Annotated in this window: 24 protein-coding genes and 2 tRNA genes; 19 read left to right on the top strand and 7 right to left on the bottom strand. The window is 66.7% G+C overall.

Annotated elements, in window-relative coordinates:
* Positions 1–23 precede the first annotated feature (23 nt).
* The 9 genes from ACI0FO_RS13865 to ACI0FO_RS13825 all read left to right on the top strand — a co-directional run bounded on the left by ACI0FO_RS13865 (position 24) and on the right by ACI0FO_RS13825 (position 8,131).
* Complete coding sequence (locus ACI0FO_RS13865) at positions 24–926, top strand: branched-chain amino acid ABC transporter permease (protein WP_416027453.1); 903 nt, start codon at positions 24–26, stop codon at positions 924–926.
* Positions 923–1,927, top strand: a complete 1,005-nt coding sequence (locus tag ACI0FO_RS13860) for a branched-chain amino acid ABC transporter permease (RefSeq protein ID WP_416027451.1) — start codon at positions 923–925, stop codon at positions 1,925–1,927. The genes ACI0FO_RS13865 and ACI0FO_RS13860 overlap by 4 nt, the downstream gene beginning before the upstream one ends.
* Positions 1,924–2,688, top strand: a complete 765-nt coding sequence (locus ACI0FO_RS13855) for an ABC transporter ATP-binding protein (protein WP_416027449.1) — start codon at positions 1,924–1,926, stop codon at positions 2,686–2,688. The genes ACI0FO_RS13860 and ACI0FO_RS13855 overlap by 4 nt, the downstream gene beginning before the upstream one ends.
* Positions 2,681–3,400, top strand: coding sequence for an ABC transporter ATP-binding protein (locus ACI0FO_RS13850; RefSeq protein WP_416027447.1), 720 nt, complete (start codon positions 2,681–2,683; stop codon positions 3,398–3,400). Before ACI0FO_RS13855 ends, ACI0FO_RS13850 begins: the two co-directional genes overlap by 8 nt.
* 20 nt (positions 3,401–3,420) lie before the next feature.
* Positions 3,421–4,176 (top strand): SDR family NAD(P)-dependent oxidoreductase, encoded by a 756-nt coding sequence (locus tag ACI0FO_RS13845; protein ID WP_416027445.1) that lies wholly within the window; start codon positions 3,421–3,423, stop codon positions 4,174–4,176.
* A gap of 9 nt (positions 4,177–4,185) precedes the next feature.
* Entirely contained in the window at positions 4,186–4,914 is a 729-nt protein-coding gene (locus ACI0FO_RS13840) for an SDR family NAD(P)-dependent oxidoreductase (protein WP_416027443.1), read from the top strand.
* A gap of 5 nt (positions 4,915–4,919) precedes the next feature.
* Positions 4,920–6,626 (top strand): FAD-binding protein, encoded by a 1,707-nt coding sequence (locus tag ACI0FO_RS13835; protein ID WP_416027441.1) that lies wholly within the window; start codon positions 4,920–4,922, stop codon positions 6,624–6,626.
* Between the two features lie 26 nt (positions 6,627–6,652).
* Positions 6,653–7,252 carry a glutathione S-transferase gene (locus ACI0FO_RS13830; protein ID WP_416027439.1) on the top strand — a complete coding sequence of 200 codons (600 nt, stop codon included), beginning with the start codon at positions 6,653–6,655 and terminating at the stop codon, positions 7,250–7,252.
* A 291-nt stretch (positions 7,253–7,543) separates the two neighbouring features.
* Positions 7,544–8,131 (top strand): hypothetical protein, encoded by a 588-nt coding sequence (locus ACI0FO_RS13825; protein ID WP_416027437.1) that lies wholly within the window; start codon positions 7,544–7,546, stop codon positions 8,129–8,131.
* Between the two features lie 109 nt (positions 8,132–8,240).
* Here ACI0FO_RS13825 and ACI0FO_RS13820 read toward each other — a convergent pair whose 3' ends face one another.
* On the bottom strand, positions 8,241–9,578 hold the full coding sequence (locus ACI0FO_RS13820) for a DUF3100 domain-containing protein (protein ID WP_416027435.1): 1,338 nt from the start codon (positions 9,576–9,578) through the stop codon (positions 8,241–8,243).
* A gap of 256 nt (positions 9,579–9,834) precedes the next feature.
* Here ACI0FO_RS13820 and ACI0FO_RS13815 point away from each other — a divergent pair, with 256 nt between their 5' ends.
* The 4 genes from ACI0FO_RS13815 (at position 9,835) to ACI0FO_RS13800 (ending at position 13,947) form a co-directional block, all read left to right on the top strand.
* The gene (locus ACI0FO_RS13815; RefSeq protein ID WP_105558726.1) at positions 9,835–10,770 is read left to right on the top strand and encodes a LysR family transcriptional regulator; all 936 of its coding nucleotides are present in this window, start codon (positions 9,835–9,837) and stop codon (positions 10,768–10,770) included.
* 75 nt (positions 10,771–10,845) lie between these two features.
* On the top strand, positions 10,846–11,037 hold the full coding sequence (locus ACI0FO_RS13810; RefSeq protein ID WP_183015691.1) for a DUF2970 domain-containing protein: 192 nt from the start codon (positions 10,846–10,848) through the stop codon (positions 11,035–11,037).
* A 629-nt stretch (positions 11,038–11,666) separates the two neighbouring features.
* Positions 11,667–13,409: a nitrite/sulfite reductase gene (locus ACI0FO_RS13805; protein WP_416028092.1), complete on the top strand. Its 1,743-nt coding sequence runs from the start codon at positions 11,667–11,669 to the stop codon at positions 13,407–13,409.
* Positions 13,402–13,947 (top strand): DUF934 domain-containing protein, encoded by a 546-nt coding sequence (locus ACI0FO_RS13800; protein WP_416027432.1) that lies wholly within the window; start codon positions 13,402–13,404, stop codon positions 13,945–13,947. Before ACI0FO_RS13805 ends, ACI0FO_RS13800 begins: the two co-directional genes overlap by 8 nt.
* Here ACI0FO_RS13800 and ACI0FO_RS13795 read toward each other — a convergent pair.
* A complete protein-coding gene (locus ACI0FO_RS13795) occupies positions 13,895–14,701 on the bottom strand; it encodes an IclR family transcriptional regulator (protein ID WP_416027430.1) in 807 nt (268 codons plus the stop codon). The two genes, ACI0FO_RS13800 and ACI0FO_RS13795, sit on opposite strands and share 53 nt — an antisense overlap.
* 102 nt (positions 14,702–14,803) lie before the next feature.
* On the opposite strand from ACI0FO_RS13795, the gene ACI0FO_RS13790 reads away from it, so the two are divergent.
* The 4 genes from ACI0FO_RS13790 to ACI0FO_RS13775 are packed head-to-tail and all read left to right on the top strand — an operon-like array spanning position 14,804 to position 18,956.
* Positions 14,804–15,793, top strand: coding sequence for a Bug family tripartite tricarboxylate transporter substrate binding protein (locus ACI0FO_RS13790; protein ID WP_416027428.1), 990 nt, complete (start codon positions 14,804–14,806; stop codon positions 15,791–15,793).
* A 27-nt stretch (positions 15,794–15,820) separates the two neighbouring features.
* A complete protein-coding gene (locus tag ACI0FO_RS13785; protein WP_416027426.1) occupies positions 15,821–17,356 on the top strand; it encodes a class I adenylate-forming enzyme family protein in 1,536 nt (511 codons plus the stop codon).
* Positions 17,353–18,144 carry a citryl-CoA lyase gene (locus tag ACI0FO_RS13780; RefSeq protein WP_416027424.1) on the top strand — a complete coding sequence of 264 codons (792 nt, stop codon included), beginning with the start codon at positions 17,353–17,355 and terminating at the stop codon, positions 18,142–18,144. Before ACI0FO_RS13785 ends, ACI0FO_RS13780 begins: the two co-directional genes overlap by 4 nt.
* On the top strand, positions 18,141–18,956 hold the full coding sequence (locus ACI0FO_RS13775) for an SDR family NAD(P)-dependent oxidoreductase (RefSeq protein ID WP_416027422.1): 816 nt from the start codon (positions 18,141–18,143) through the stop codon (positions 18,954–18,956). The genes ACI0FO_RS13780 and ACI0FO_RS13775 overlap by 4 nt, the downstream gene beginning before the upstream one ends.
* Positions 18,957–19,062: 106 nt before the next feature.
* On the opposite strand, the gene ACI0FO_RS13770 is transcribed toward ACI0FO_RS13775, so the two are convergent.
* The 5 genes from ACI0FO_RS13770 to hemA form a co-directional block, all read right to left on the bottom strand.
* Positions 19,063–19,626, bottom strand: a complete 564-nt coding sequence (locus ACI0FO_RS13770; RefSeq protein WP_416027420.1) for a UbiX family flavin prenyltransferase — start codon at positions 19,624–19,626, stop codon at positions 19,063–19,065.
* A 7-nt stretch (positions 19,627–19,633) separates the two neighbouring features.
* Positions 19,634–19,960 carry a Grx4 family monothiol glutaredoxin gene (gene grxD / locus ACI0FO_RS13765; protein ID WP_006227137.1) on the bottom strand — a complete coding sequence of 109 codons (327 nt, stop codon included), beginning with the start codon at positions 19,958–19,960 and terminating at the stop codon, positions 19,634–19,636.
* Between the two features lie 132 nt (positions 19,961–20,092).
* A complete protein-coding gene (gene prmC, locus ACI0FO_RS13760) occupies positions 20,093–20,926 on the bottom strand; it encodes a peptide chain release factor N(5)-glutamine methyltransferase (protein WP_416027418.1) in 834 nt (277 codons plus the stop codon).
* 10 nt (positions 20,927–20,936) lie between these two features.
* A complete protein-coding gene (gene prfA / locus ACI0FO_RS13755; protein WP_416027417.1) occupies positions 20,937–22,019 on the bottom strand; it encodes a peptide chain release factor 1 in 1,083 nt (360 codons plus the stop codon).
* Between the two features lie 84 nt (positions 22,020–22,103).
* Entirely contained in the window at positions 22,104–23,378 is a 1,275-nt protein-coding gene (gene hemA, locus ACI0FO_RS13750) for a glutamyl-tRNA reductase (RefSeq protein WP_006216078.1), read from the bottom strand.
* Between the two features lie 307 nt (positions 23,379–23,685).
* On the opposite strand from hemA, the gene ACI0FO_RS13745 reads away from it, so the two are divergent.
* Positions 23,686–23,761: transfer RNA gene (locus ACI0FO_RS13745), tRNA-Phe, on the top strand.
* A 105-nt stretch (positions 23,762–23,866) separates the two neighbouring features.
* Positions 23,867–23,939, top strand: a tRNA-Phe gene (locus ACI0FO_RS13740).
* Positions 23,940–23,941: the final 2 nt, after the last annotated feature.

Genomic DNA, 23,941 nt, shown 5'->3' with positions numbered 1-23,941 from the left:
CGCGCGGGCCGCCGGAGAACATCATGAGCTTTGCCGATTTCTGGTTGTTCCTGCAGCAAGGGGTGCTGTCAGGACTGGTGACGGGCAGCGTGTACGCGCTGCTGGCCGTCGCCGTCGTCATCATTTTCAAGACCACCGACGTGCCCAATTTCGCCCAGGGCGAAATCTTCATGGTGGGTGGCTACATCGCCCTGTTCCTGACGCTGGTGATGGGCTGGCCGTACCTGGCCGTCATCCCCGTGACGCTGGCCGCCGTCGCCATCGTGTCGGGCCTGTTCCAGCGTGTCGTGATGGAACGCGTTATTGCCTCGAAAGGCGTGGGCGTGCAGATGGTCATCGCCACGCTGGGGCTTGCCTATGCCTTGAAGGGCCTGGTGCGGCAGACCGGGCTGGGCGACACGCCGCGCTCGCTGCCGCCGCTGGCCCCGACCGATGCCGTCATCATCGGCGACGCCGTGCTGACGCAGCTGGACATGGTGATCTTCGCCGTGGCGGTGGGCGTCATGCTGCTGCTGTTCGCGATGTTCACCTACACCCGCGTCGGCCGTGCCATGCGCGCCGTCGGCATGAACTCCAAGGCCGCGCGGCTGACGGGCGTGAACCTCACGCGCATCCGCATGATGGTGTGGGCGCTGTCGGGACTGATCTCGGCCGTGGCCGCGCTGCTGATCACGCCCAAGATCCTCATCACCCCGGACATCGGCCACATCGCCATCCTGGCCTACGCAGCCGCCATCGTGGGCGGCATCACCAGCCTGCCCGGCGCGGTGGTGGGCGGTTTCATAATCGGCGTGGCCGAGAACCTGGTGGGGCTGTTCATTTCGACCAATGCCATCGTGGTCGCCCCGTTCGTGGCCATCATGGTCGTGCTGCTGCTGCGTCCGCAAGGCTTGCTGGGCGGCAAATTGCAGGTGAAGAAAGTATGAACAACAAGATCGATCGCACCTTGCTGGCGCTGATGGCCGTGGCGCTTGCCGCCCTGCCCTTCGTGGCCAGCGGCTATGTCATCTACGTCGTCAACCTGCTGATGGTGTTCGTCGTGCTGGCGTTGGGCCTGCATCTGGTCATCGGCGAAACCGGGCAATTCGCGCTGTCGCATGCCGCGTTCTACGGCGTGGGCATCTACACCGCCGGCCTCATCAACAATCTGTGGCATCCGCCGTTCTTCATCTCGATCATCGCGGGCGGCCTGCTGGCTGCGGCGCTGGGCTATCTGATCGGCGCACTGGCGCTGCGCATGCGCGACATCTACCTGGCGCTGTCGACCTTTGCGTTCGGCGAAGCCATGCAATGGGTGTTCTTGAACTGGCAGTCGGTCACCCATGGATCGAACGGCTTCCGGATATCTCCGGCCACGCTGTTCGGGTACGAACTGGTGTCGGACCTGAAGGCTTATCCCTTTGTCGTGCTGATCGCCGCGCTCTTGCTGTGGGCCACCATCGCCCTGTCGCGCTCGCAGCTGGGATCCGCCTTCCGCGCGGTGCGGGAAAGCGATGTGGCCGCGCAGGCGATGGGGGTGAACGTCAACGCCATCAAGCGCACCGCCTTCACGCTGTCGGCGGCCTACGCCGGCATCGCGGGCGGCATGTACACCACCTTCGCGTCGTTCATCCATCCGGAAAGCCTGGGTTTCCAGACCACCATCCTGATCCTTACGATGGTGGTGGTAGGCGGCATCGGCTCGGTCCGCGGCGCCATCGCGGGCGCGCTGGCGTTCGGCTTGATCTCGGAACTGCTGCGCCAGGCGCTGTCGTTCCAGGAGATCATTTACGGCGTCATCCTGATGGGCTTCATGATGTTTGCGCCAAAAGGCCTGTTCGCCGGCCGTGACGCGCGCCGCCGCGCACCGCCCCCGGCAGCCCCGCTGCCCGCTGCCGCGCGTTCTGGCGCAGGCGCGGCCAAAGGCGCGCAAAGGAGCGCGGCATGAGCGAACATCCCTATCTGGACGTGCAGGGCCTGACCGTGAAGTTCGGCGGCCTGACCGCTATCAACGGCCTGTCCATGCAGGTGGAGCGCGGCCGCATCCACGCGTTGATCGGCCCCAACGGCGCGGGCAAATCCACGACCTTCAATTGCATTTCCCGCTACTACCGCCCCAGCAGTGGCAGCATCCGGTTTAACGGCGCGGACATCACGACAAAGAAACCGCACGAAATGGCCGCGCTGGGCGTCGCCCGCACGTTCCAGAACCTGGAACTGTTCGGCGCGCTGAGCGTGCGTGAAAACGCGCTGCTGGGCACCTATGCGCATGGCGCCGCCACCCCGGGCAAGCTGCTGCGCCCGGCGGCGGCCGAAGCGCGCGAGCGCGTCGAGCATCTGCTGGAACGCGTGGGCCTGGCGGACTTCCTGGACACGCCGGCGTGCAGCCTGGACTTCGGCCGCCAGAAGATGCTGGAGCTGGCCCGTGCGCTGGCGATCTCGCCCAAGCTGCTGTTGCTGGACGAGCCGGCCGCAGGCCTGCGCAACCGAGAGATTGAAACGCTGGACCGCCTGCTGACCGAACTGTGCGAACGCGACGGCATCACGGTGCTGCTGGTGGAGCATGTGATGCAACTGGTGATGTCCATTTCCGACCGCATCACCGTCATGTCCTTCGGCGAGAAGATCGCGGAAGGCACGCCCGCGGAGGTGCGCAGCAACCCCCGTGTGATCGAAGCCTATCTGGGCAAGGGAGCCGCAGGTGGCTGACATTCTCTTGGAAATCGACGCGGTCTCGGCCGCCTACGGCAATATCCGCGCGCTGCAGGACGTGTCGCTGAAAGTACCGCAAGGCGCCATCGTTGCGCTGCTGGGCGCCAACGGCGCGGGCAAGTCCACGACGCTCAACGTCGTCTCGCGCCTGGTCACGCCTACCGCGGGCAGCGTGCGCTTTGCAGGCGAGGCCATCCACCGCCTGGCGGCCGACGCCGTGGTGGGTCGCGGCATCGTGCAGGTGCCCGAAGGCCGCGAGATCTTCCGCGACATGAGCGTGCGCGAGAACCTGGAAATGGGCGCCTACCTGCGCCGCGATCGCACCGCGGTGAAGCAGGACCTGGACATGGTCTGCGACACCTTCCCGCGCCTGCGGGAACGGTTCGAGCAAAAGGCCGCGACGTTGTCCGGCGGCGAACAGCAGATGCTGGCCACGGGCCGCGCCATGATGGCACGGCCGCGCATGATCCTGCTGGACGAGCCATCAATGGGTCTTTCGCCCCTGGTGGTCGAGCAGATTTTCGACATCGTGCTGCGGCTGAACCGCGAACAGGGCATCACCATCCTGCTGGTGGAACAGAACGTGAAGCTGGCGCTGTCGGTGTCCAGCTACGCCTACATCCTGGAAAACGGCGAGATCGCGCTAGAAGGCGAATCCGCCCGGCTGGCTAGCGACGAAGGCGTGCAGCGCGCCTATCTGGGCGCGTGACGCGCCGCGAAGGACAGACCATGACATCGATGATGCAAGACAAACGGGTTCTCGTCACAGGCGCCGGGCGCGGCCTGGGCGCCACCATCGCGCAGGGCTTTGCCCGGCAGGGCGCGGCGGTCATCGTGGCGGATATCGACCCGGCGCTGGCTGCCAGCGCCGCGCAGGCGATCCGCGACACGGGCGGCCGGGCGTCGGACGCCGTGCTGGACGTGACCGATGCCGATGCCGTCCGCGCCTTCGCGGCCCATTGCGCGGCGCGCCACGGCAATCTGGACATCCTGATCAACAACGCCGGGATCTCGGCGCGCGCGCCGTTCGACGACCCGCAAACGCCCGCCATCTGGGACCGCGTCATGCAGGTCAACCTGCAAGGCACATTCAACGTCACGCACGCTTTTGTCGAGCAGCTCAAGGCCACGCGCGGCGTCATCGTCAACCTGTGTTCCATCGTGGCCTACGGCTGCGGCATTTCGACCGCGGGCTACGTGGTGTCCAAGGGCGGCGTGCGCTCGTTCACCGAAGTGCTGGCCCGCGACCTCGGCCCCCATGGCGTGCGCGTGAACGCGGTGGCGCCCGGCTTGATGGAGACCGAGATGACGGCGGGCCAGCGCGCGCAAGCCCACGGCACCGATTGGTACATGAGCCGCGCTCCGCTGGCACGCGCCGGCCGCGCGGACGAAATCGTCGGCCCCGTCCTGTTCCTGGCCTCGGACATGGCCAGCTATGTGAACGGCGTGGTGCTGCCGGTGGACGGCGGCTATCTGGCCGTATAAGGAGACATCATGGATCTGGGCACGGCATTGGTCACGGGTGGCGCCAGCGGCATGGGCCTGGCGATCGTCGAGCGCCTGGCGCGCGACGGCTTCAGCGTCGTGATGGCAGACCGCAACGGTGCGCTGGCGAAGCAGGAATCCGAAGCGCTGCAAGCGCAGGGGCTGACGGTTACGCACCGCGTGGTGGACCTGACGGACGAAGCCGCCACGCGCGCGCTGGTCCGCTTGCTTCCGCCCTTGGCCGCGTTGGTCAACAACGCCGGCCTGTTCGACGAGCGCAAGTTCTTCGAAGTCGATTCAGACGATTACCGCCGTGCGTTCGACGTCAACCTGCTGGCGGTGGCAACGCTGACACAGGAAGCCGCGCGCACCATGGCGGCGGGCGCCAAGATCGTCAACATCGCATCGCGCGCCTATCTGGGCGCGAAGAACCATCCACACTACGTGGCCTCGAAGGCTGCGCTGGTCGGCTACACCCGCGCCGCCGCCATGGAGCTGGCCGGGCGCGGGATCCTGGTTAACGCCATTGCCCCGGGCCTTATCGACACGCCGCTCTTGCGCAACCTGACGCCAGAACGCCTGGCCGCGCAACTGGCGTTGCAGCCGACCGGCCGCGCGGGCCAACCGCAAGACATCGCCAATGCCGTGTCCTTCCTGGCCGCGCCGCATATGGATTTCATCACAGGCCAGGTCCTCTTCGTGGATGGCGGCAAATCGCTGGGCGGGTCGGGAGCATAAGCAGCATGGACAGCATCAAGTGGGACAAGGAAGTCGACGCGCTGGTGGTCGGTTCCGGCGCGGGCGGCATGGCGGCGGCGCTGACCGCGCACGCGGAAGGGCTGGACGTTTTGCTGGTCGAGAAGACCAACCGCATTGGCGGTTCGACGGCGATTTCCGGCGGCGCGCTGTGGATCCCGTTGAATGCCCAGACGGACGCCGCCGGCCACCCCGACAGCTTCGACAAGGTCTGGACCTATCTTGCTCAGACCGTCGGCGCCGCGGCGTCCGACGACATGAAGCGCGCGTATCTGGACGCTGGTCCGCGCATGATGGACTACCTGGTGTCGCGCGGTTTCCTGGACGTCGCGGCGCGCACCGCGTCGCCCGATTACTACCCTGACCTGCCCGGTGCGGCGATGGGCGGCCGGTCGCTGGACCCGGTGGAATTCGACGGACGAAAACTGGGCCGCCACTTCCGCATGTTGCGCGACCCACTAAAGGAATTCACCGTGCTGGGCGGCATGATGGTCAACATCACCGATGTGCGCCACTTGCTTCGCGCCACGCGTTCCATCGCCGCCTGGCGCCACAGCATGAAGCTGGTGCTGCGCTTCGTGGCGGACCGCGCGCGCGGCTACCACCGGGGCACCCGGTTGCTGCTGGGCAACGCATTGGCCGCGCAACTGTTCCATGGCGTGATCACGCGCGGGGTCGAATACTGGCTGGACGCGCCTGTGCATGTCCTGCACCGCGACGCCGCGGGCCGCGTGCTGGGCGCATCGGTCAAGCGGGACGGAAAAACCTTGAACGTCCGTGCGCGGCGCGGCGTGGTGATGGCGACAGGCGGCTTCCCTTGGGACCGCGAACGCCGCGCCCGCACCTACCCCCAACCCAGCGGCGACTGGTCCATGTCGCCCCGCGACAACACTGGCGACGGCATCCGGATGTCGGAACAGGCGGGTGCCGCCCTGGGCGCCGGCTATGCCAGCCCCGCGTTCTGGGCGCCGATATCCGTCCTGGAATCCGCCGATGGCAAGCGCCTGCATTACCCGCATCTGGTGTGGGACCGCGCCAAGCCCGGCCTGATTGCCGTGAACGGCGCGGGCAAGCGTTTCGTGAACGAATCCACGTCGTATCACGAGTTCGTGCAGGCCATGTACCGCAGCAACGAGACCGTGCCCAGCATTCCGGCGTTCCTCGTCTGCGACCAACGCTTCGTCGACACCTGGGGCCTGGGGCTGGCATTGCCGGGCGGCCGCCCCCGCCAGCATTTGATCGACGCCGGCTATCTGGTCCAGGCGCCGACGTTGGCCGCGTTGGCCGCGAAGATCGGCGTGCCGGTCGAGGCGTTGGAATCCACGGTCGCACGCTACAACACCTATGCCGCACAAGGCCAGGACCCCGATTTCGGTAAAGGCGGCACCGCCTACAACCGCTATCTGGGCGACCCCGACCATCAGCCCAACCCCTGCCTGGCCCCGCTTGCCGCCGGCCCCTGCTACGCCGTCAAGGTCTACGCCGGTGACATCGGCACCGCGTGCGGCATCGCGGCGAACGCCAACGCCCAGGCCATGGACGCCACGGGCGCGCCCATCCCCGGCCTGTATGTGGCCGGCAACGACATGCACTCCGTCATGGGCGGCGCCTATCCGGCCCCCGGCATCACGCTGGGCCCCGCCCTGACGTTCGGTTGGGTGGCTGGACAACACCTGGCCCATGCACAACACTGACGCCTCTCTACCGACAAGGACTCCCAATGAAGATCTTCCACTCGCCCGCTTCGCCGTTCGTCCGCAAATGCATGGTCGTGGCGCATGAACTCGGCCTGGCCGACCGCATCGAAAAACTGCCCAGCGCCGCCGGCCCCGTCGCCCGCGACCAGACGATCATTCCCAGCAACCCGCTGGGCCAGGTGCCGACCTTCATCACCGACGATGGCCAGTCGATCTTCGACAGCCGCGTGGTCTGCGAATACCTGAACGCGTTGGGCGGCGGCGCGCTGTTTCCCGCCGACGGCACCCGCTGGCAGGTGTTGACGCAGCAATCGATGGCCGACGGCATGATGGGCGCCGCCTTGCTGGCGCGCTATGAAACCGCGCTGCGCCCCGAAGCGCTGCGCTGGGACGGCTGGATCGAGGGCCAGTTGGGCAAGGTCCGCGACGGCCTGGCCTTGATCGAAAAACACGCCGCGTCGCTGGAAGGCCGCCTGGACATCGGCGTCATCACCATCGGCTGCGCGCTGGGCTACCTGGACTTCCGCTTCCCCGACCTGAACTGGCGCGACGGGCACCCCGCCACCGCAGCCTGGTACGAAGCGTTTAGCCAACGCCCGTCCATGCAGGCCACCAAGCCCTGATCGTTTTTCGGGCAGGCGGCATGGCCGGGAAATCCCGCCGGAGTCCCGTCCCGCCGCCCGTCTAGTACGGCGCCGCCCCAAACACGGCGCCGCTCGGCCCCAGGCTTCGGCCTGGGGCTTTTTTTTTGGCCGCCGGGCCGCCCCAAGGCAAAAAAAGCCCCCTTGGGGGGCAGCAAGCTCGCGAAGCGGGCGCAGCGTGGGGGCTTTTTTTGGCTTTTCCATGCTGTTACAGTGAACTTGTCACCCGCTGGACAGACCAAACTTCTGGCCCACCACGACAGGGAGCCCCGCATGGACGTTGCTGCGATCTCCGCCATTCCTCGCGTCGCCGCGCCTTATCCGGCGCGCATCCCGATGTTGGAAGACACTCGCCCCGCGTGGGACGCCGAACGCGTGGCGCAAAATGCCGCCGCCCGCCAGGCCCAGCGCGCCGCGCAGGCCGCCACGGCCTGGGAAGCCCAGCGCGTCGCCCGACTGCGCGACGCCGACCCGCCCGCCGCCTTTGGCGTCTTCGCCCGAAATGCCCAAGTGGGCGCCGATGCGCCACGCCTGCCGCCCGCGCCGCAAGCCAATGTGGACGCCTTACGCGATCAATACGCCGATGCGCGCATGCGTCGCGCCGTCGACGATTTCTCGGCACAGCCGGATCCGCTGGCGCAACGCGCCGGCAGCGCCAACGACCTGGGCACCATCGAAGGCTTGACGCCACTGCAACCCTACCGGGTGGCGATGGGCAATCCGCAGGTGCAGGAATGGCAAGCCGCCGTGGCCATGAAGGCCGCCAGCGCCGCCGTGCCCGCCGTGGCCAACATCGGCGCCACCGAGAACGTCACCGACAACGCCCGCTACCGGTCCGGCTTCGCACCCGACACGCGCTGATCACCCTTGCCGCCCACCGCGCCCGCCATCGCGGCGCGGCGCCCCAAAAGGAAAAGCCGCCTGTTTCCAGGCGGCTCGTTTTTGTCGGCCGACGTTCAGGCCCGCACGATCAGTGGAAGAATTCCGCGATCATCGTTGCGCCCATGAACGTGCCGGCGTTGGCGGCCAGCGACACGACCACGATCTTCCAGCCCAGCTTGCGGAACGCAGGCAGGTCCTTCAGGATCGACAGACCGGCCATGGCCAGGATCACGGTCGTGAACGGCAGGAAGTTCACCTTGCCGACGGCGGCGATGATCTGGTCCGAGTACGGCAGCACGCCGGGGCAGCCCGCCGTCATGGCGATCAGCGACAGCACGGCCACGGCCGGCAGCTTGGGCACCACGCGCAGGATCAGGTCGGTCAGGACCACCAGCAGGATGATGATGCCCATGCCGGGCAGCGCGTCCATGAACGGCACGTTGTAGCCCAGGCGGTTGCCCACCAGCGCAAACAGGCCGCAGACCAGATAGGCGGTCAGGCGGTCACCGAAGCCCATTTTTGCGCCATGCGCCGGCACGTCTTCGGACACGCTGTCGTCAACGGTGGCTTCCGAGGCCTTGCCGCGCGAGAAGCGGCCCAGCACGGGTTCCAGCTTGCCGTACAGGAAGATGGTCGTGGGCAGCGAGATGAACAGCGTGAAGTACACGCCGACCACGGTCGTCAGCAGGTTGGCGGCAGCGGCCAGCGCGGCCACTTGATGCGCCATTTCCGGCGTCTGCTGCGAGGCGATGGCGCCCACGCCGGCCGCCATCATGCTGCCCGAGCCCACGCCGGCGCCCATGGCGAGCGAACGCGGATCAAAGATGTTCAGGCTGGTGATGAAGCCGGCCATCAGCGCGACGAACAGCGCGCCGATCACCGTGCCCGTGATGTACTCGGCCATCACGCCGCGACCTTCCGGCGAATTCATGCCGTAGCGTTCACCGATGATGGCCAGGCTGGGCTCGCGGCCCACCGAGAAGGTGGCGCCGATGGCTTCGCGCTTGATGCCCAGCAACAACGCCAGCGGCAGGCCGATGGCCATCGTGCCGAAGAAGTGGCCGAATTCCTGGAACACCAGGGCCCACCCGGCTTCGCGCACCTGCGGCAGCGACCCGCCGACCATCAGGCCCAGCTTCGCCAGGAACGGCAGCAGGGCGTATTGCAGATAGCCGCTGATGCGGGTCTGCATGGCCTTGTCGATGCCCGAACCTGCCGGCAGGCGCTGGCCGAAGGCGGCCACGATGGCGCCGATGAAGATCGCCCAAAGCATCGGTTGCAGAACGATCTTGCCCGGGCCCACCGCAAAGGTGACGCTGCCGATCGCTTCGGAAATGACGACCACCAGCAAAATGGCGGCCAGCATGCGAATGCGGGCGGATAGCGGCATGGAGGGCGCGGCCAGGCTGGCGCTGGCGTGAGACATCGAATTCCCCTGATGAACGTGAATAAGTTTTCGTAGCGGCGCTGCGGCGCATGACGCCGGCGGCGCGGGCAGCAGGCGCGATTTTCGCCCGGCGGCCTTGCGGGCAACCATGACACCACCTGCGCATTAGCGTTGCGTAAAATGCAATGGACAGCCTTTTCCTGGGAAAATTTTGCAAGGTATCCGATATTTTACGGGTAAACCCCAGGTCGACGCTGTGGGTATCCCGCCGCACTCCGCTTTAAAGAGCCCCGCCATGGATGAAAAACTCGACGCCCGCCGCACCCACTACTTCATGCAGGTCATGAGCCGCGGCTCCGTGCGCGGCGCCGCCGAGGTGCTGGACATGGACCCGTCAGCCGTCAGCCGCGCCATCGCCGCCCTGGAACGCGACTGCGGCATGGCGCTGTTCGAGCGCCGCGGACGCGGCGTGGTGCCCACCGACGCCGGCCACATCCTGGCCCGCTACGTGAAACGCCAGCAGAACATCCAAGAGAGCTTCTTTTCCGAGATCGACAGCCTGCGCAAAGCCGAACGAGGCCATATCGACCTGGTGTTGGGCGAAGGCTTCGTCGAACTGATGTTCGACCGCGTGCTGCCCGGCTACTGGCGCAGCCACCCCGAGGTCACGCTGGATATCGACGTGGCCCGCACCTCCGAGATCGTGCAGCGCATCGTGGACGACCGCGCCTATATAGGATTGGTGTTCCAGCCGCCCAACGACGCGCGGCTGCGCACCCATTACTCGCGCCCCGAGCCCATCCGAGCCATCGTGCGCCAAGACCATCCGCTGACCCGGCTGAACCGCCCTTTGCTGCTGACCGATCTGGCTGACCATCCGGGCGCGTCCATGCAGGAGGGGTTTGGCGTGCGCCAACATATACAGGCCGCCGAGATCAGCGAACAGGTGCGATTGCGCAATGTGCTCACCACGTCTTCCTTCAAGGCGCTATGGCAGTTCGCCGCGGCCGGCATCGGCTATGCGCTGACGCCGCCCATCGCCGTCACTGCGGACATGCGGGCGCAACGGCTGGCCAGCCTGCCGCTGGCCAACCCGATCCTGAACCAGGGCAGCCTGCATGTGCTGAGCCGCGCGGGACGCCATATCTCGCCCGCCGCCCGCGAACTTTTGGACCATATCGTCCGGGGCATCGGCGCGCCCGGAGCGCCGTCATCTGATATGGTCGGTTGACGCGGATCTGCCTCTGTTTGGCACGGACGGCACAGCCTACAGTGCCCACTCCCCTTTCTCCGCCAGGAGGCGCATATGCTTAGTTTCCTGCGCACGGTCCGCTCCGTGCTCTGGGGTTTTTTCGGCGTCCGCCGCGGTCGCGGCTACCAGGCCGACATCGCCCACAACAAACCCGGCCCCCTGATCGCCACCGGCCTGCTACTGGCCGCCTGCCTGGTGATCATCCTGGTCTTCGTCGCGCGCTGGGCAGTGAATGCGGCGCTATAGCGCCGAGCGCGATTCGCACTACAACCCACGACCGGAAAAATGCGTTCTCGGCACCGGTGTGCTGCGCCCCGGCGTTCCGCGCCCCGGTGTGGTGCGCCCCCCGCTAGAACGTAGGATGGGTGGAGCGCGAGTAGGGCTCTATTAGAAAGAACGCCTTTAGCGCGCGCAACCCATCAAGCTGCGGTTGCGTTGTAGCTGAAGTTGCCAAGAAATCACCGCCGCTTGATGGGTTGCGCGCGCTAGGCAACAATATTCTTGCTTAAGAATTCTCGCGCTCCACCCATCCTACGTCCCCTGCTGAGCTTATGCAGTGCCCGTAGCGCGAGGCCTCCTTCCCCCAGCCGGGCCGCCCCAAGGGGGGAAGCGCCCCCTCGGGGGGGCAGCAAGCGCGCGAAGCGTGCGCAGCGTGGGGGCATCTTCCCCCCGCCGGGCCGCCCCAAGGGGGAAGCGCCCCCTCGGGGGGCAGCAAGCGCGCGAAGCGTGCGCAGCGTGGGGGCCTTATTTCCTTATTACGAGAATGACTTAGACGGTCTTGTCTGCTGCCTGTTACGGTTATGAATCCCCTTTTCCCGCCGCACGGCGCCGGGCTTGAAGGGACTCAGACCGAGAAGACTTCAAGGGCAGTAGACATGTACGTGTATGACCCCGTCGACCAGCAGCTTGTCGAGCAGCGTGTGGCGCAGTTTGCCGACCAGACGCGCCGCTTCCTCGACGGCCAGCTTACCGAAGATGAATTCCGCGTTCTGCGCCTGCAGAACGGCCTGTACATCCAACGCCACGCGCCCATGCTGCGCGTGGCCATCCCCTATGGCATGCTGGCGTCGCGCCAACTGCGCACGCTGGCGCATATCGCGCGCAAGTGGGACCGCGGCTACGGGCACTTCAGCACCCGCCAGAACATCCAGTTCAACTGGCCCAAGTTGGAAGATGTGCCGGACATCCTGGCGGAACTCGCCACCGTCCAGATGCACGCCATCCAGACCAGCGGCAACTGCATCCGCAACACCACGACCGACCACTTCGCCGGCGTCGCGCCGGACGAACTGGTCGACCCGCTCGTCTGGTGCGAGATCATCCGCCAATGGTCCACGCTGCACCCGGAATTCGCCTTCCTGCCGCGCAAGTTCAAGATCGCCGTCAGCGGCGCCGTGCAAGACCGCGCGGCGGTCGGCGTGCACGACATCGGCCTGCAAGCCGTTGAACGCGACGGCAAGCTGGGCTTCCGCGTCTGGGTGGGCGGCGGAATGGGCCGCACGCCCATCGTCGGCAAACTGATCAACCCCTTCGTCGAATGGCAAGACCTGCTGACCTACATGCAGGCCGCGCTGCGGGTCTACAACCTGCACGGCCGCCGCGACAACAAGTACAAGGCGCGCATCAAGATCCTGGTCAAGGACCTGACGCCCGAAGTCTACGCACAGCAGGTCGATGAACAGTGGCAGCTCATCAAGGGCGGCCCCGACACCATCACCCAGGAATTCGTCGACAGCATCAAGGCGCGCTTCGTCTGGCCGAAATACGACGCTGCCGCCGCCACCGACGCCGACAACACCGACGCGCTTGCCGCCGGCGACAAGCGCTTTGCGCGCTGGCTGCGCACCAACGTGCACGCGCACAAAGTCGCGGGCTACGCCGCCGTCACCGTTTCGCTCAAGCCCACCGGCGTGCCGCCCGGCGACATCACGGCCGACCAGATGGACGCCGTGGCCGACCTGGCCGACGCCTATGGCTTCGGCGAACTTCGCGTCTCGCACGAGCAGAACCTGATCTTGGCCGACGTGCGCCGCGCGCAGTTGCACGAGCTTTGGCAAAAGCTGGAAGCGCTGAACCTGGCCACGCCCAACATTGGCCTGTTGACCAACATCATCGCCTGTCCGGGCGGGGACTTCTGCGCCCTGGCCAATGCAGTGTCCATCCCCGTCGCCGAAGCCATCCAGCGCCAATTCGACGACCTGGATTACCTGTTCGAGATCGGCGAACTGGACTTGAACATCTCGGGCTGCATCAATTCGTGCGGCCACCATCATGTGGGGCACATCGGCATCCTGGGTGTCGATAAGGCAGGCGAAGAGTGGTATCAGGTCACGCTGGGGGGCCGCCAGAACGGCGCCGCCAAGCCCCTTCCCGACCTGGAATCCACGCGCGGCGGCGGTGCCGCCGTGGGCCGCATCATCGGGCCGTCGTTCGCCCGCGACCAGGTACCCGGCGTGGTCGACCGCCTGATCCGCACCTATCTGGGCCTGCGCGACAGCGAAATCGAACGCTTCATCGACGTGGTGGACCGCGTCGGCATCGACCCCTTCAAGCAAGACGTCTACGCCGATCCCGCCTTCGCCAAACCCACACAAAGCGCCGAGCCCGCCCATGCCTGACCTGTACGCCCACGACGCTCCCGGCCCGCACCTGATCCTTGACGGCCGCCTGCAAGCCGACACGGCGCGGCCGTTCGTTCCCGAACCGGAAGTCGCCGCCGAAGGCCAGGTGCCTAGCGACGAACCTGGCTGGATCGTGCCCCTTTCTGTCTGGAAAGCCTCCCGCGCGACCTTGCGCCGCCACCGGCATCCCGTCGCCGTGCGGCTGGAACCCGATGCCGACCTGCGCGACCTGGCCGAGCCCGACGGCACGTTGGACCCTGCCGGCATCGCCTTCATCGCGGTGGACTTTCCCAACTACACCGACGGCCGCGGCTATTCGCTGGCCCAGCTGCTGCGCACGCAATACCAATGGACGGGCGAACTGCGCGCGGTCGGCGACGTGATGATCGACACCATCCACTATCAAGCGCGCGTGGGCTTCAACAGCTTCCTGGTCAAGGCCGGACACGACCCGAAGAAGGCGCTGGACGCGTTCAACACCTTCACCGTGCACTACCAGAAGACGTACCGGGCGCCGCCCCCGGCAGCCGCCTGACCTCGTCCTGCGCCAGCTGGCCGCGGATCAATTCCGCGATGCTGCGCTGGCGCGGCGCCTGCATCCGGTCGATCAGGCTGGACACGCTGACCGCCAGGCGCGGGTAGCCGCCCGCGTCGCATAACGCCACGCCTACGCCCAGCACCCCAGGCACCGCGGCGTTGCCCACCACCGACCACCCCCGATCCCGCGTGTTCTCGACCAGCCGCCGCATCTGCACGCCGGTCATGCCGCCGTAGGCGCGCAGCGCCTGCTCGTTTTGCGCCACGACCTCATCGGCTTCGGCCGGCGGCAACGCCGCCAGCAGCGCCAGCCCCGCCGCCCCCACGCCCAGCGGTTGACGGTGCCCGACCGTCACCGCCAGCACCTGCACCGGATAGTTGCCCACTTCACGGTGCAGGCATAACGAATCGTTCGCCGCCCGGCAGATGAGGAACGCGGAATCGCCGGTCACATCGCTGATCTGGCGCAGCACCGGACGCAGCCCGCGCACCGCCTGCGCGTGCGGATCGCCCGCCATCATCACACCCAGTTCCGCGATGCGCCAACGCGGCGCCTCGGACTCGCGCAGCGCATACCCCTCTGCCACCAGCACATCCAGGTAGCGATAGGCAGTGGACCGCTGCATGCCCGCCGCACGCGCGATGTCCACCACATGCAGGCCCGCAGCCCCCGCCTGGCGCAGTACGCCCAGCACCCGCAGGCCGCGTCGCAACACGACGGGCCCCGATGCTTCCAAATCCGGCTTGTTCATATTTTGGACACGTTGCGTTGATGACCGCGCTATCAAAGCCCAATATGAAATCGGGCAGACAAAGATCTGTCCAAATATTAGACAAACAGGACGGAGACAACAATGAAGACACTTACCAGACGGCTGGCGGCCCTGGCGACGGCCCTGGGCGGCGCGCTGACCCTCGGCACCCCTGCCCTTGCGGCCAAGCCGTATCCCGAACGGCCCGTGACTCTTGTCGTGGGCTACGCCGCAGGCGGCGCCACCGACATCGTCGCCCGCCTGATGGCCAAGTCGCTGTCGGAAGCGCTGGGCCAGACGTTCGTGGTCGAAAACAAGACCGGCGCCAACAGCAACATCGGGGCGGAAATCGTGTCACGCGCCACGCCCGACGGCTACACGCTGTACATGGGGTCCATCGCCAACACGATCAACCGCACGCTGTACAGCCAGCTGAACTACGACTTCATCAAAGACTTCAAGCCCGTCGGCCTGGTGGCGACCATTCCCAACATCCTGGCCGTCAATCCCAAGGTGCCGGTCAAGACCGTGCAGGAGTACATCGCCTACGCCAAGCAGCATCCCGGCAAGCTGACGTGCGCATCGTCTGGCAGCGGCTCGTCCATCCACCTGTCGTGCGAACTGTTCAAGATGGAGACGGGCACCGACATCCTGCATGTGCCGTACCGCGGCAGCGGCCCCGCCGTGGCCGACCTGCTGGGCGGCCAGGTGGATTCCATGTTCGACAACCTGCCGTCGTCGCTGCCTCACGTGCAGGCCGGCAAGCTGCGCGCCATTGGCGTCACATCGCTCCAGCGGCTGCCGTCCACGCCCGACGTGCCCACGTTGGCCGAATCCGGCCTGCCCGGCTTCGACGTGGAATCGTGGTTTGGCCTGGTGGCGCCCGCCGGCACGCCCGCGCCTGTCATCGCGCGCTTGAACGAAGCGCTGAACCAGGCCCTGGCCAACCCGGCGCTGCAGGCCTCCTACCAGCAGTCAGGCTTCTATACGCCCGCCCAGCCCAATACGCCGGAGACTTTCGCGAAAAAGATCGACAGCGAAATCGGCAAATGGGGCGCCGTCGTCAAGCGCGCCGACCTCAAGGCCAACTAAGGCCTGCCAATACCCCAAGGAGCACAGGTGTACCCGATCGATTTCTTTTTCCGCGCGGCCGAGCAGTATCCCGAACGCGTCGCGCTGGATGGCCCCGAGGGCGCCGTCACCTATGCGCAGCTGGCGGCCGACACGCGGGCGTTGGCCGCCGCGCTGCAAGGCTTGGACCCCAACCCGCAGACCCGGGTCGCCATCTGCGCCGGCAACTCGGCGCGGCATATCCTGGCGCTGCTGGCCGTGCTGGCCAGCGGCAAAATCTGGGTGCCGCTGAACTATCGCAGCACCGCGCGCGAGATCGGGCGCATCCTGGATGCCACCGAACCTTCCATCGTCATCGTCGACCACGCTGGCGAGCCCTTGGCGCCGCCGTCGGACAGCGCGCGGATCAACCTGGAAGCGGCTGGCGCAATCCCACCCAGTGGCGGCGATGACGGCGGCGGTCTGCGCCTGGACGCCTTGCTGCGGCAACACGCCGGCCAGGAGCCGGTGCGCCACTCGCTGTCCCGCGACGCCACGCAAGCCATCAAGTTCACGGGCGGCACGACGGGCCTGCCCAAGGGCGTGATGCAGCCCTACCGCGCCTGGAACGCCGGCATCATCAACCAGATCGCCAGCTGGGCGCTGACCCGCGACGACCGCTACGTGGTGTCGGCCCCCATCACCCACGGCACGGGCACGTACCTATTGCCCGTGCTGGCCTGCGGCGGCGCGCACCTGCTGCTGGACACCGTCACCCCCGCGACCATCACGGCAGCGTTCCGCGAGCGCGGCGGCACGTTGAGCTTCATGCCGCCCACCCTGATCTACATGATCATGGCGCAGGATGGCGTGTCGCGCGCGGACTTTCCCGCCTTGCGCAACCTGATCTACGGCGGCGCGCCGATGCCGCCTGAAAAAATCGACCGCGCGCGCGACTTCTTCGGGCCCGTGCTGGGCACGACCTACGGGCAGACCGAGGCGCCGCAGATCGCCACCGTGCTGCGCCCCGCCGACCTGGAAGCGCCGCAGAACCGCGCGTCGGTCGGCCGCGCGACCTGGCTGTCGGACGTGGCCATCATGGGCCCCGACGGCGCGCTGCTGCCGCGCGGCGAAATCGGCGAAGTCGTGGTGCAGGGCGACCTGACGATGACGGGTTATTGGCGCCTTCCGGAAAAGACCGCTGAAACGCTGGTCGACGGCTGGCTGCATACCGGCGACACCGGCCTGATCGATGCGCGCGGCTACCTGTTCCTGAAGGATCGCCTGCGCGACGTCATCATCACCGGCGGTTTCAACGTCTATCCCGTCGACGTCGAAAACGCGCTGTCCTCGCACCCCGCCGTGTATGAATGCTCGGTGTTCGGGCTGCCGGACGACAAGTGGGGCGAAGCCGTCCACGCCGCCGTGCAGTTCCACCCCGGTGCGCAAGCCGACGCTGATGCGCTCAAGGCCCACGTGCGCGCCTTGCTGGGCCCGGTGGCTACGCCCAAGCAATTCCACATCCATGACAGCCTGCCGCGCTCCAGCGTCGGCAAGGTCCTGAAAAACGCCGTGCGCGACGCCGCGCAAAAGGAGACGCCATGAACACCCCCGAAACCCGCCTCTGCGCGCATCACCTGACCGGGATGTCGTACCGCGACGTCGACCTGGTTGAAGACCTGATCGGCAAGAAGACCTTTACCGAAGTCATGATCATGCAGATCCTGGGCCGCGACGCGCGCCCGGTGGACATGCGCATCGTGGACGCCGTGCTGGTGACGCTGATGGAGCACGGCATGACGCCCAGCGCCATCGCCACGCGCCTGATCTACATGAGCGCGCCGGAAAACCTGCAAGGCGCGGTGGCCTCGGGCCTGATGGCGGTGGGCAGCCAGTTCGTCGGCACCATGGAAAACTGCTCACGGCTGCTGGACCGCATCAAGCAGGCGGCGGATGGCCGGACGGAAGCGCTGGCCATCGCGCGCGAATTCCGCGAACAGCGCCGCGCGCTGCCCGGCTTCGGGCACCACCTGCACAAGCCCGATGACCCGCGTTCGATCAAGCTGCTGGCGCTGGCCGAAGCCGAGCCGGACCTGGACGGCGCGTCGGTGAAGGCCCTGCGTCTGCTGGCCGCGGCCGTGGACGAGATCTATGGCAAACACATCACCATCAACGCCACGGGCGCGGTGGCGGCGCTGCTTAGCGAGATCGGCGTGCCGACCGACCTGATGCGTGGCTTCGCCGTGATCTCACGCGCGGCCGGGCTGGTGTCGCACGTGGCGGAAGAACAGCAGAGCCCGTCGGGCCGCTATATCTGGGAAACCATCGACCACGCCATCCCATACGTGGGCAAGGGCAAGACCCATCAACAAGACGGCGGGGAATCCGCATGACGGCGGCCGCTGCCGACACGCGCCTGGCGGGCAAGATCGCCCTGGTGGCCGGCGCCGGCGCGTCGGCCGCCGGCTGGAGCATCGGCAAGGCCAGCTGCGTGACCCTGGCGCGGCAAGGCGCGGCCATCGTGGCGCTGGACGCCCATCTGGCCGCCGCGGAAGACGCCGCGCATGAAGTGGAACGGGCGGGCGGCAGCGCCTTGCCAGTGCAGGCGGACGTGGCCGATCCCGACGCGATGCAGGCCGCGGTGGATGCCGCGCTGCGCCGCTACGGGCGCATCGACATCCTGCAAGCCAACGCCGGCATCGGCAAAGTGGGTGGGCCGGAAGAGATCTCGCTGGAAGATTGGGACCGCATCCAGCAAGTGAACGTGACCAGCCTGCTCATCGCCACGCGCTTGCTCGCGCCGCTGATGCGCGCGCAGGGTGGCGGCGCCATCGTCACGGTGTCGTCCATCGCGGGCATCCGGTACACCGGCTATCCGCACCTGGCGTACAGCGTCAGCAAGGCCGCCGTGATTCACTTCGCGCGCATGGCGGCGCAGCAATACGCCGCCGACGGCATCCGCGTGAATACCGTCATCCCGGGCTTGATCGACACGCCGCGCGTGGCGAAAAACGTGGCGCGGATGTTCGACCCGAACGACCTTCACGCGGCCCTGGCCGCGCGCGACAAGCAAGTGCCGATGGGCCGGATGGGCACCCCCTGGGAGGTCGCGAATGCCGTGGCGTTTTTGGCCTCGGACGAGGCGTCCTATATCACCGGCACCGAACTGGTCGTGGACGGCGGATTGACCGGAAAATACGCCTGACGCATCGGGTCTGACGCATCGGGCCTGGCGCATCGGGCCTGACGCTCGGGCCCGAACCTTGGGGCCTGGCGCAGCAAAGCGGCGCAACAGGGATCCCGCGGGATCCCTACTTCATGCCTTCCCAGTGCGGGCCGGGCACCACGATGTCGAACAGTTCCAGCACCCGCGCCACCGTGTGGTCCACCATTTCTTCGATGGAAGCCGGCCGGTGGTAGAAAGCGGGCAGCGGCGGAAACACAATGCCGCCCATTTCGGTCACGGCCGTCATGTTGCGCAGATGCGCCAGGTTGAAGGGCGTTTCGCGCACCATCAGCACCAGGCGCCGGCGTTCCTTCAAGGTGACGTCGGCGGCGCGCGTGATGAGGTTATCGGACAGGCCGTGGGCCACGGCCGCCAACGTGCGCATCGAGCAGGGCACGATCACCATGCCCGCCGTCTGGAACGCGCCGCTGGCCAGCGTGGCGCCCACATCGCGCACGGAGTGCACGTGGTCAGCCAGCGCGTAGATGTCGTGGCGGCCGACATCCAATTCATGCTTGATGTTCAGCACGCCGGATGCCGACACCACCAGATGCGTCGCGACATCGTCCACGCCGCGCAGCGCTTGCAACATGCGCACCGCGTAGAGCGCGCCGGTGGCGCCCGTGATGCCGATGACCAGTCGCCGCATGGGCGGCTTAGGCCGTGGCGCCGGATTGCTCCAGCAGCGTCTTCAGTTCACCGGATTCGTTCATCTCGTTCATGATGTCCGAGCCGCCGATGAACTCGCCCGCCACGTACAGCTGCGGGATGGTGGGCCAGCTGGAGAATTCCTTGATGCCCTGGCGGACTTCGTCGTCTTCCAGCACATTGACGGTAACCAGCTTCTTCACGCCACAGCCCTTCAGGATCTGGATGGCCTTGCCGGAAAAGCCGCATTGCGGGAATTGGGCGGTGCCCTTCATGAACAGCACGACAGGGTGCTGGGTCACGGTTTCGCGGATGAATTCTTGAACGTCGCTCATGGTGGTCTCTTGGACAGGCATAACGGAATACGCCAATTATAGGTACAGCCGGCGAAACCGCCCGGATTACCCGGATGCGGCGCCGGCCTATGCCGGAAATTCAGGGGCAGAATCTGTAACAGAGCGCGCGGATCAACGTCCGGCGGACCGCCAGCGCCCGCCCGAAATCCGTTCGATTCCGGCCAGGTCTTGCCGGCTGCGCACGTCTTCAAAGCCGGCCTCGGCCAGCAGGCCACGCACCGCCTGCGCCTGGTCCCAGCCGTGCTCCAGCCACAGCGAGCCGCCCGGTTTCAGGTGCCGGCCAGCCCCCGCCACGATGCGGCCCAGGTCTTCCAGCCCGCCCGCGCCGTCGGTCAGCGCGCCGCGCGGCTCGAAACGCAGGTCGCCCTGGTCCAGGTGCGGATCGTCGCTGGCCACATAGGGCGGGTTCGACACGATCAGGTCGAAGCCCTCGCCCGCAGGCACGGCGCCGTACCAGCTGCCTTCCACGAAACGCACCGACGCGGTCAGGTCCCAGGCGTTGCCGGCGGCCACCGCCAGCGCGGCCGCGCTGACGTCCGAGGCCATCACCCGCGCATCGCGGCGGGCCAGCGCGATCGATATCGCGATGGCTCCGCTGCCCGTGCCCAGGTCCAGCACGGCGGGGCCCGCCACGCCAGCCACGCATTCCAGCGCGGTCTCCACCAGCACCTCGGTATCCGGACGCGGGATCAGCACATCGGGCGTCACGCGGAACCGGTGACCCATGAACTCGCGGTGGCCCAGCAGATAGGCCATGGGCTCGCCGGCCAGACGCCTCGCCAGCAATGCCTCGTAGGCCGCCGCCACCGCGGGATCCAGCGGATCGGTGTCGTGCGCCAGCAGCCACGCGCGCGGTTTGCCCAGCACGTGCTCCAGCAGCATGCGCACTTCCAGGCGCGGCAGCCGGGTGTCGGCCAGCAGACTGTTGAGCTGGGGCGTGGTCATGGCGCGCGCCTTAGATGTCGTCGCCCAGGGCCGCCAGCTGCTCGGCCTGGTGTTCGGCGATCAGCGCGCCGGTCAGCTCTTCCAGATCGCCTTCCATGATCTGCTGCAGCTTGTACAGCGTCAGGTTGATGCGGTGGTCCGTCACGCGGCCCTGCGGGAAGTTATAGGTGCGGATGCGCTCGGAACGGTCGCCCGTGCCGATCAGGCTCTTGCGCTCGGCGGCTTCCTTGCTTTGCCGTTCGCGGGTTTCCTTGTCTTTCAGGCGCGCGGCCAGCACCTGCATGGCCTTGTCCTTGTTGCGGTGCTGCGAACGGTCGTCCTGGCATTCCACCACCAGGCCCGTGGGCAAGTGAGTGATGCGCACGGCCGAATCGGTCTTGTTGATGTGCTGGCCGCCGGCGCCGCTGGCGCGGAACGTGTCGATGCGCAGGTCGCTGGGGTTGATGACGATTTCCGACATCGCGTCGGCTTCCGCCATGATGGCCACGGTGCAGGCCGACGTGTGAATGCGGCCCTGCGCTTCGGTCGCGGGCACGCGCTGCACGCGATGCGCGCCGGATTCGAACTTCAGGCGGCCATAGGCGCCGTCGCCGTCGATGCGCGCGATCACTTCCTTGTAGCCGCCCAGTTCCGAGGGGCTTTCCGACATCAGTTCGACGCGCCAGCCGCGCGTTTCCGCGTAGCGCGTGTACATGCGCAGCAGATCGCCCGAGAACAGCGCGCTTTCGTCGCCGCCGGTGCCCGCGCGGATTTCCAGGAACACGCTGCGGCCGTCATTGGGGTCGCGCGGCAGCAGCAACAGTTGCAATGCGCTTTCCAGGCTTTCCAGCTTGCCGCGACCCGATTTGATCTCGTCTTCCGCCATGGCCTTCATGTCGGGATCGGACAGCATTTCCTGGGCCGTCGCCAGGTCTTCCTCGGTCCGGGCAAAAGCCGTGAAGGCTTCGACGACAGGCTCCAGTTCGGCGCGTTCGCGCGAAAGCTTGCGGAAACGGTCCATATCGGACGCGGTTTCCGGTTGGGCCAGCAACGCGTCCACCTCGGTCAGGCGGTGACACAGATGCTCCAGCCGGCTGCGCATGGAAGATTTCATGGGGGAATGACCAAAGAAAAGACAGGAATCGCGGGCGCCCACAACACGAACGCCCGCCAGGAGGCGGGGCGTGGGACAGATTCGCTAACGGCGGGAGTCGCGGCCGGGAAACAGGCGCGGCATCCAGGCAAGCAACTGCTTGCGGTCGTCGCCTTCGCTGCGGTTCAACGCCGCCAGCGGGCCGTGCAGGTATTTTTGCGTCAGCCCGTGCGCCAGCTGTTCCAACACGGCTTCGGGCGATTCGCCGCGCGCCAGCAACCGGCGCGCGCGTTCCAGTTCGGCGGCGCGGACGTCTTCGGCGGCCTGGTGCAGGTCGCGGATGACGGGCACCACTTCGCGGGATTGCATCCAGTGCATGAAGCCCTGGACGCGGGTTTCGATAATGGCTTCGGCCTGCACGACGGCGGCGCGGCGCGCGTCGGTGCCGGTTTGCACCAGGCGGCCCAGGTCGTCCACCGAGTACAGGTAGACGTCGTCCAGGCGGCCGACTTCAGGTTCGATATCGCGCGGCACGGCCAGGTCGATCATGACCATCGGGCGGTGGCGGCGCAGGCGCGTGGCCCGTTCCACCATCCCCAGCCCGAGGATGGGCAAGGAGCTTGCCGTACAGGACACGATGACGTCGAATTCCGACAGCCGTTCGGTCAGGTCGGACAGCTTCATGGTGCTGGCCGAAAAGCGATTGGCCAGGATTTCGGCGCGTTCGGCGGTGCGGTTGGCCACGACCATGCTGCGCGGGCGTTGCGCGGCGAAGTGCGTGGCGCACAATTCAATCATTTCGCCCGCGCCGATGAACAGCGTGCGGGCCTGGTCCAGATTACCGAACACGCGTTCGGCCAGGCGGACAGCGGCGGCGGCCATGGACACCGACTGCGCACCGATGGCGGTTTGCGACCGCACTTCCTTGGCGACCGAAAAGGTGCGCTGGAACATCTGATGCAGCAAGGTGCCCAGCGATCCGGCTTCGCCGGCGGCGCGCACGGCGTCTTTCATCTGGCCCACGATCTGGGTTTCGCCCAGCACCATGGAATCCAGCCCGCTGGCCACGCGGAAGGCGTGACGGACGGCGTCGTCTTGATGATGGCGGTACAGGTGCGGGCGCAGCGTGCCGGCGTCCAGGCGGTTGTGTTCAGCCAGCCAGGCGGGCAGTTGATCGGCGACGTGGCCGTCAGCGGCGCAGTAGATTTCGGTGCGGTTACAGGTGGACAGGATGGCGGCTTCGCGGACCGAGCCGCCAAAGGCCGAACGCAGGCCTTCCAGTGCGGGCTTGACCAGATCGACGGGCATGGACACGCGTTCGCGGACCGAAACCGGCGCGGACGTGTGATTCAGACCGAAGGCAAGGACAGCTACCGACATGAGTTAGCGTGAAGAACTGCCACCAAGAGAACTGCCACCAAGAACAATGCGTTACGTGCAAATAGGTGCGAAAGAGTGCGAAAGGCGAACCTGCAACATGCCCCTGCTCGTAACAGCAGACCGTTCAAGATTATACCCCTGCGGGTTATCCCCAGGCCAATCTGCCCCCCTGCCGCGACCCTGCGCCGCACCCATCCGTGCCATTCACCCAACACTTGGCGCAAGTGCGCCTGCCAAAAGGGATGGAGGATTTTTCCGCGCTGGCTGGCGCACGGCCCGAAATTTGTGTATAGTTGCGGACTTCGTTGGCCTGGTAGCTCAGTCGGTAGAGCAGAGGATTGAAAATCCTTGTGTCGGTGGTTCGATTCCGCCCCAGGCCACCAAAAGAATTATTGGGGTTGCGGTAGCCAACAGGCAGCCAATACCAAACCCCAAAAAAAGCCCAGCCCCGCGCTGGGCTTTTTGCAAAGCGTACCTGTTCAGGTATTGGCCTGGTAGCTCAGTCGGTAGAGCAGAGGATTGAAAATCCTTGTGTCGGTGGTTCGATTCCGCCCCAGGCCACC

The sequence above is a fragment of the Achromobacter marplatensis genome (genome assembly GCF_049060505.1).
Taxonomy (GTDB): domain Bacteria; phylum Pseudomonadota; class Gammaproteobacteria; order Burkholderiales; family Burkholderiaceae_B; genus Achromobacter; species Achromobacter marplatensis_A.
The sequence above is the reverse complement of the archived record's forward strand: the minus strand, read 5'-3'. Positions and strand labels throughout refer to the sequence as shown.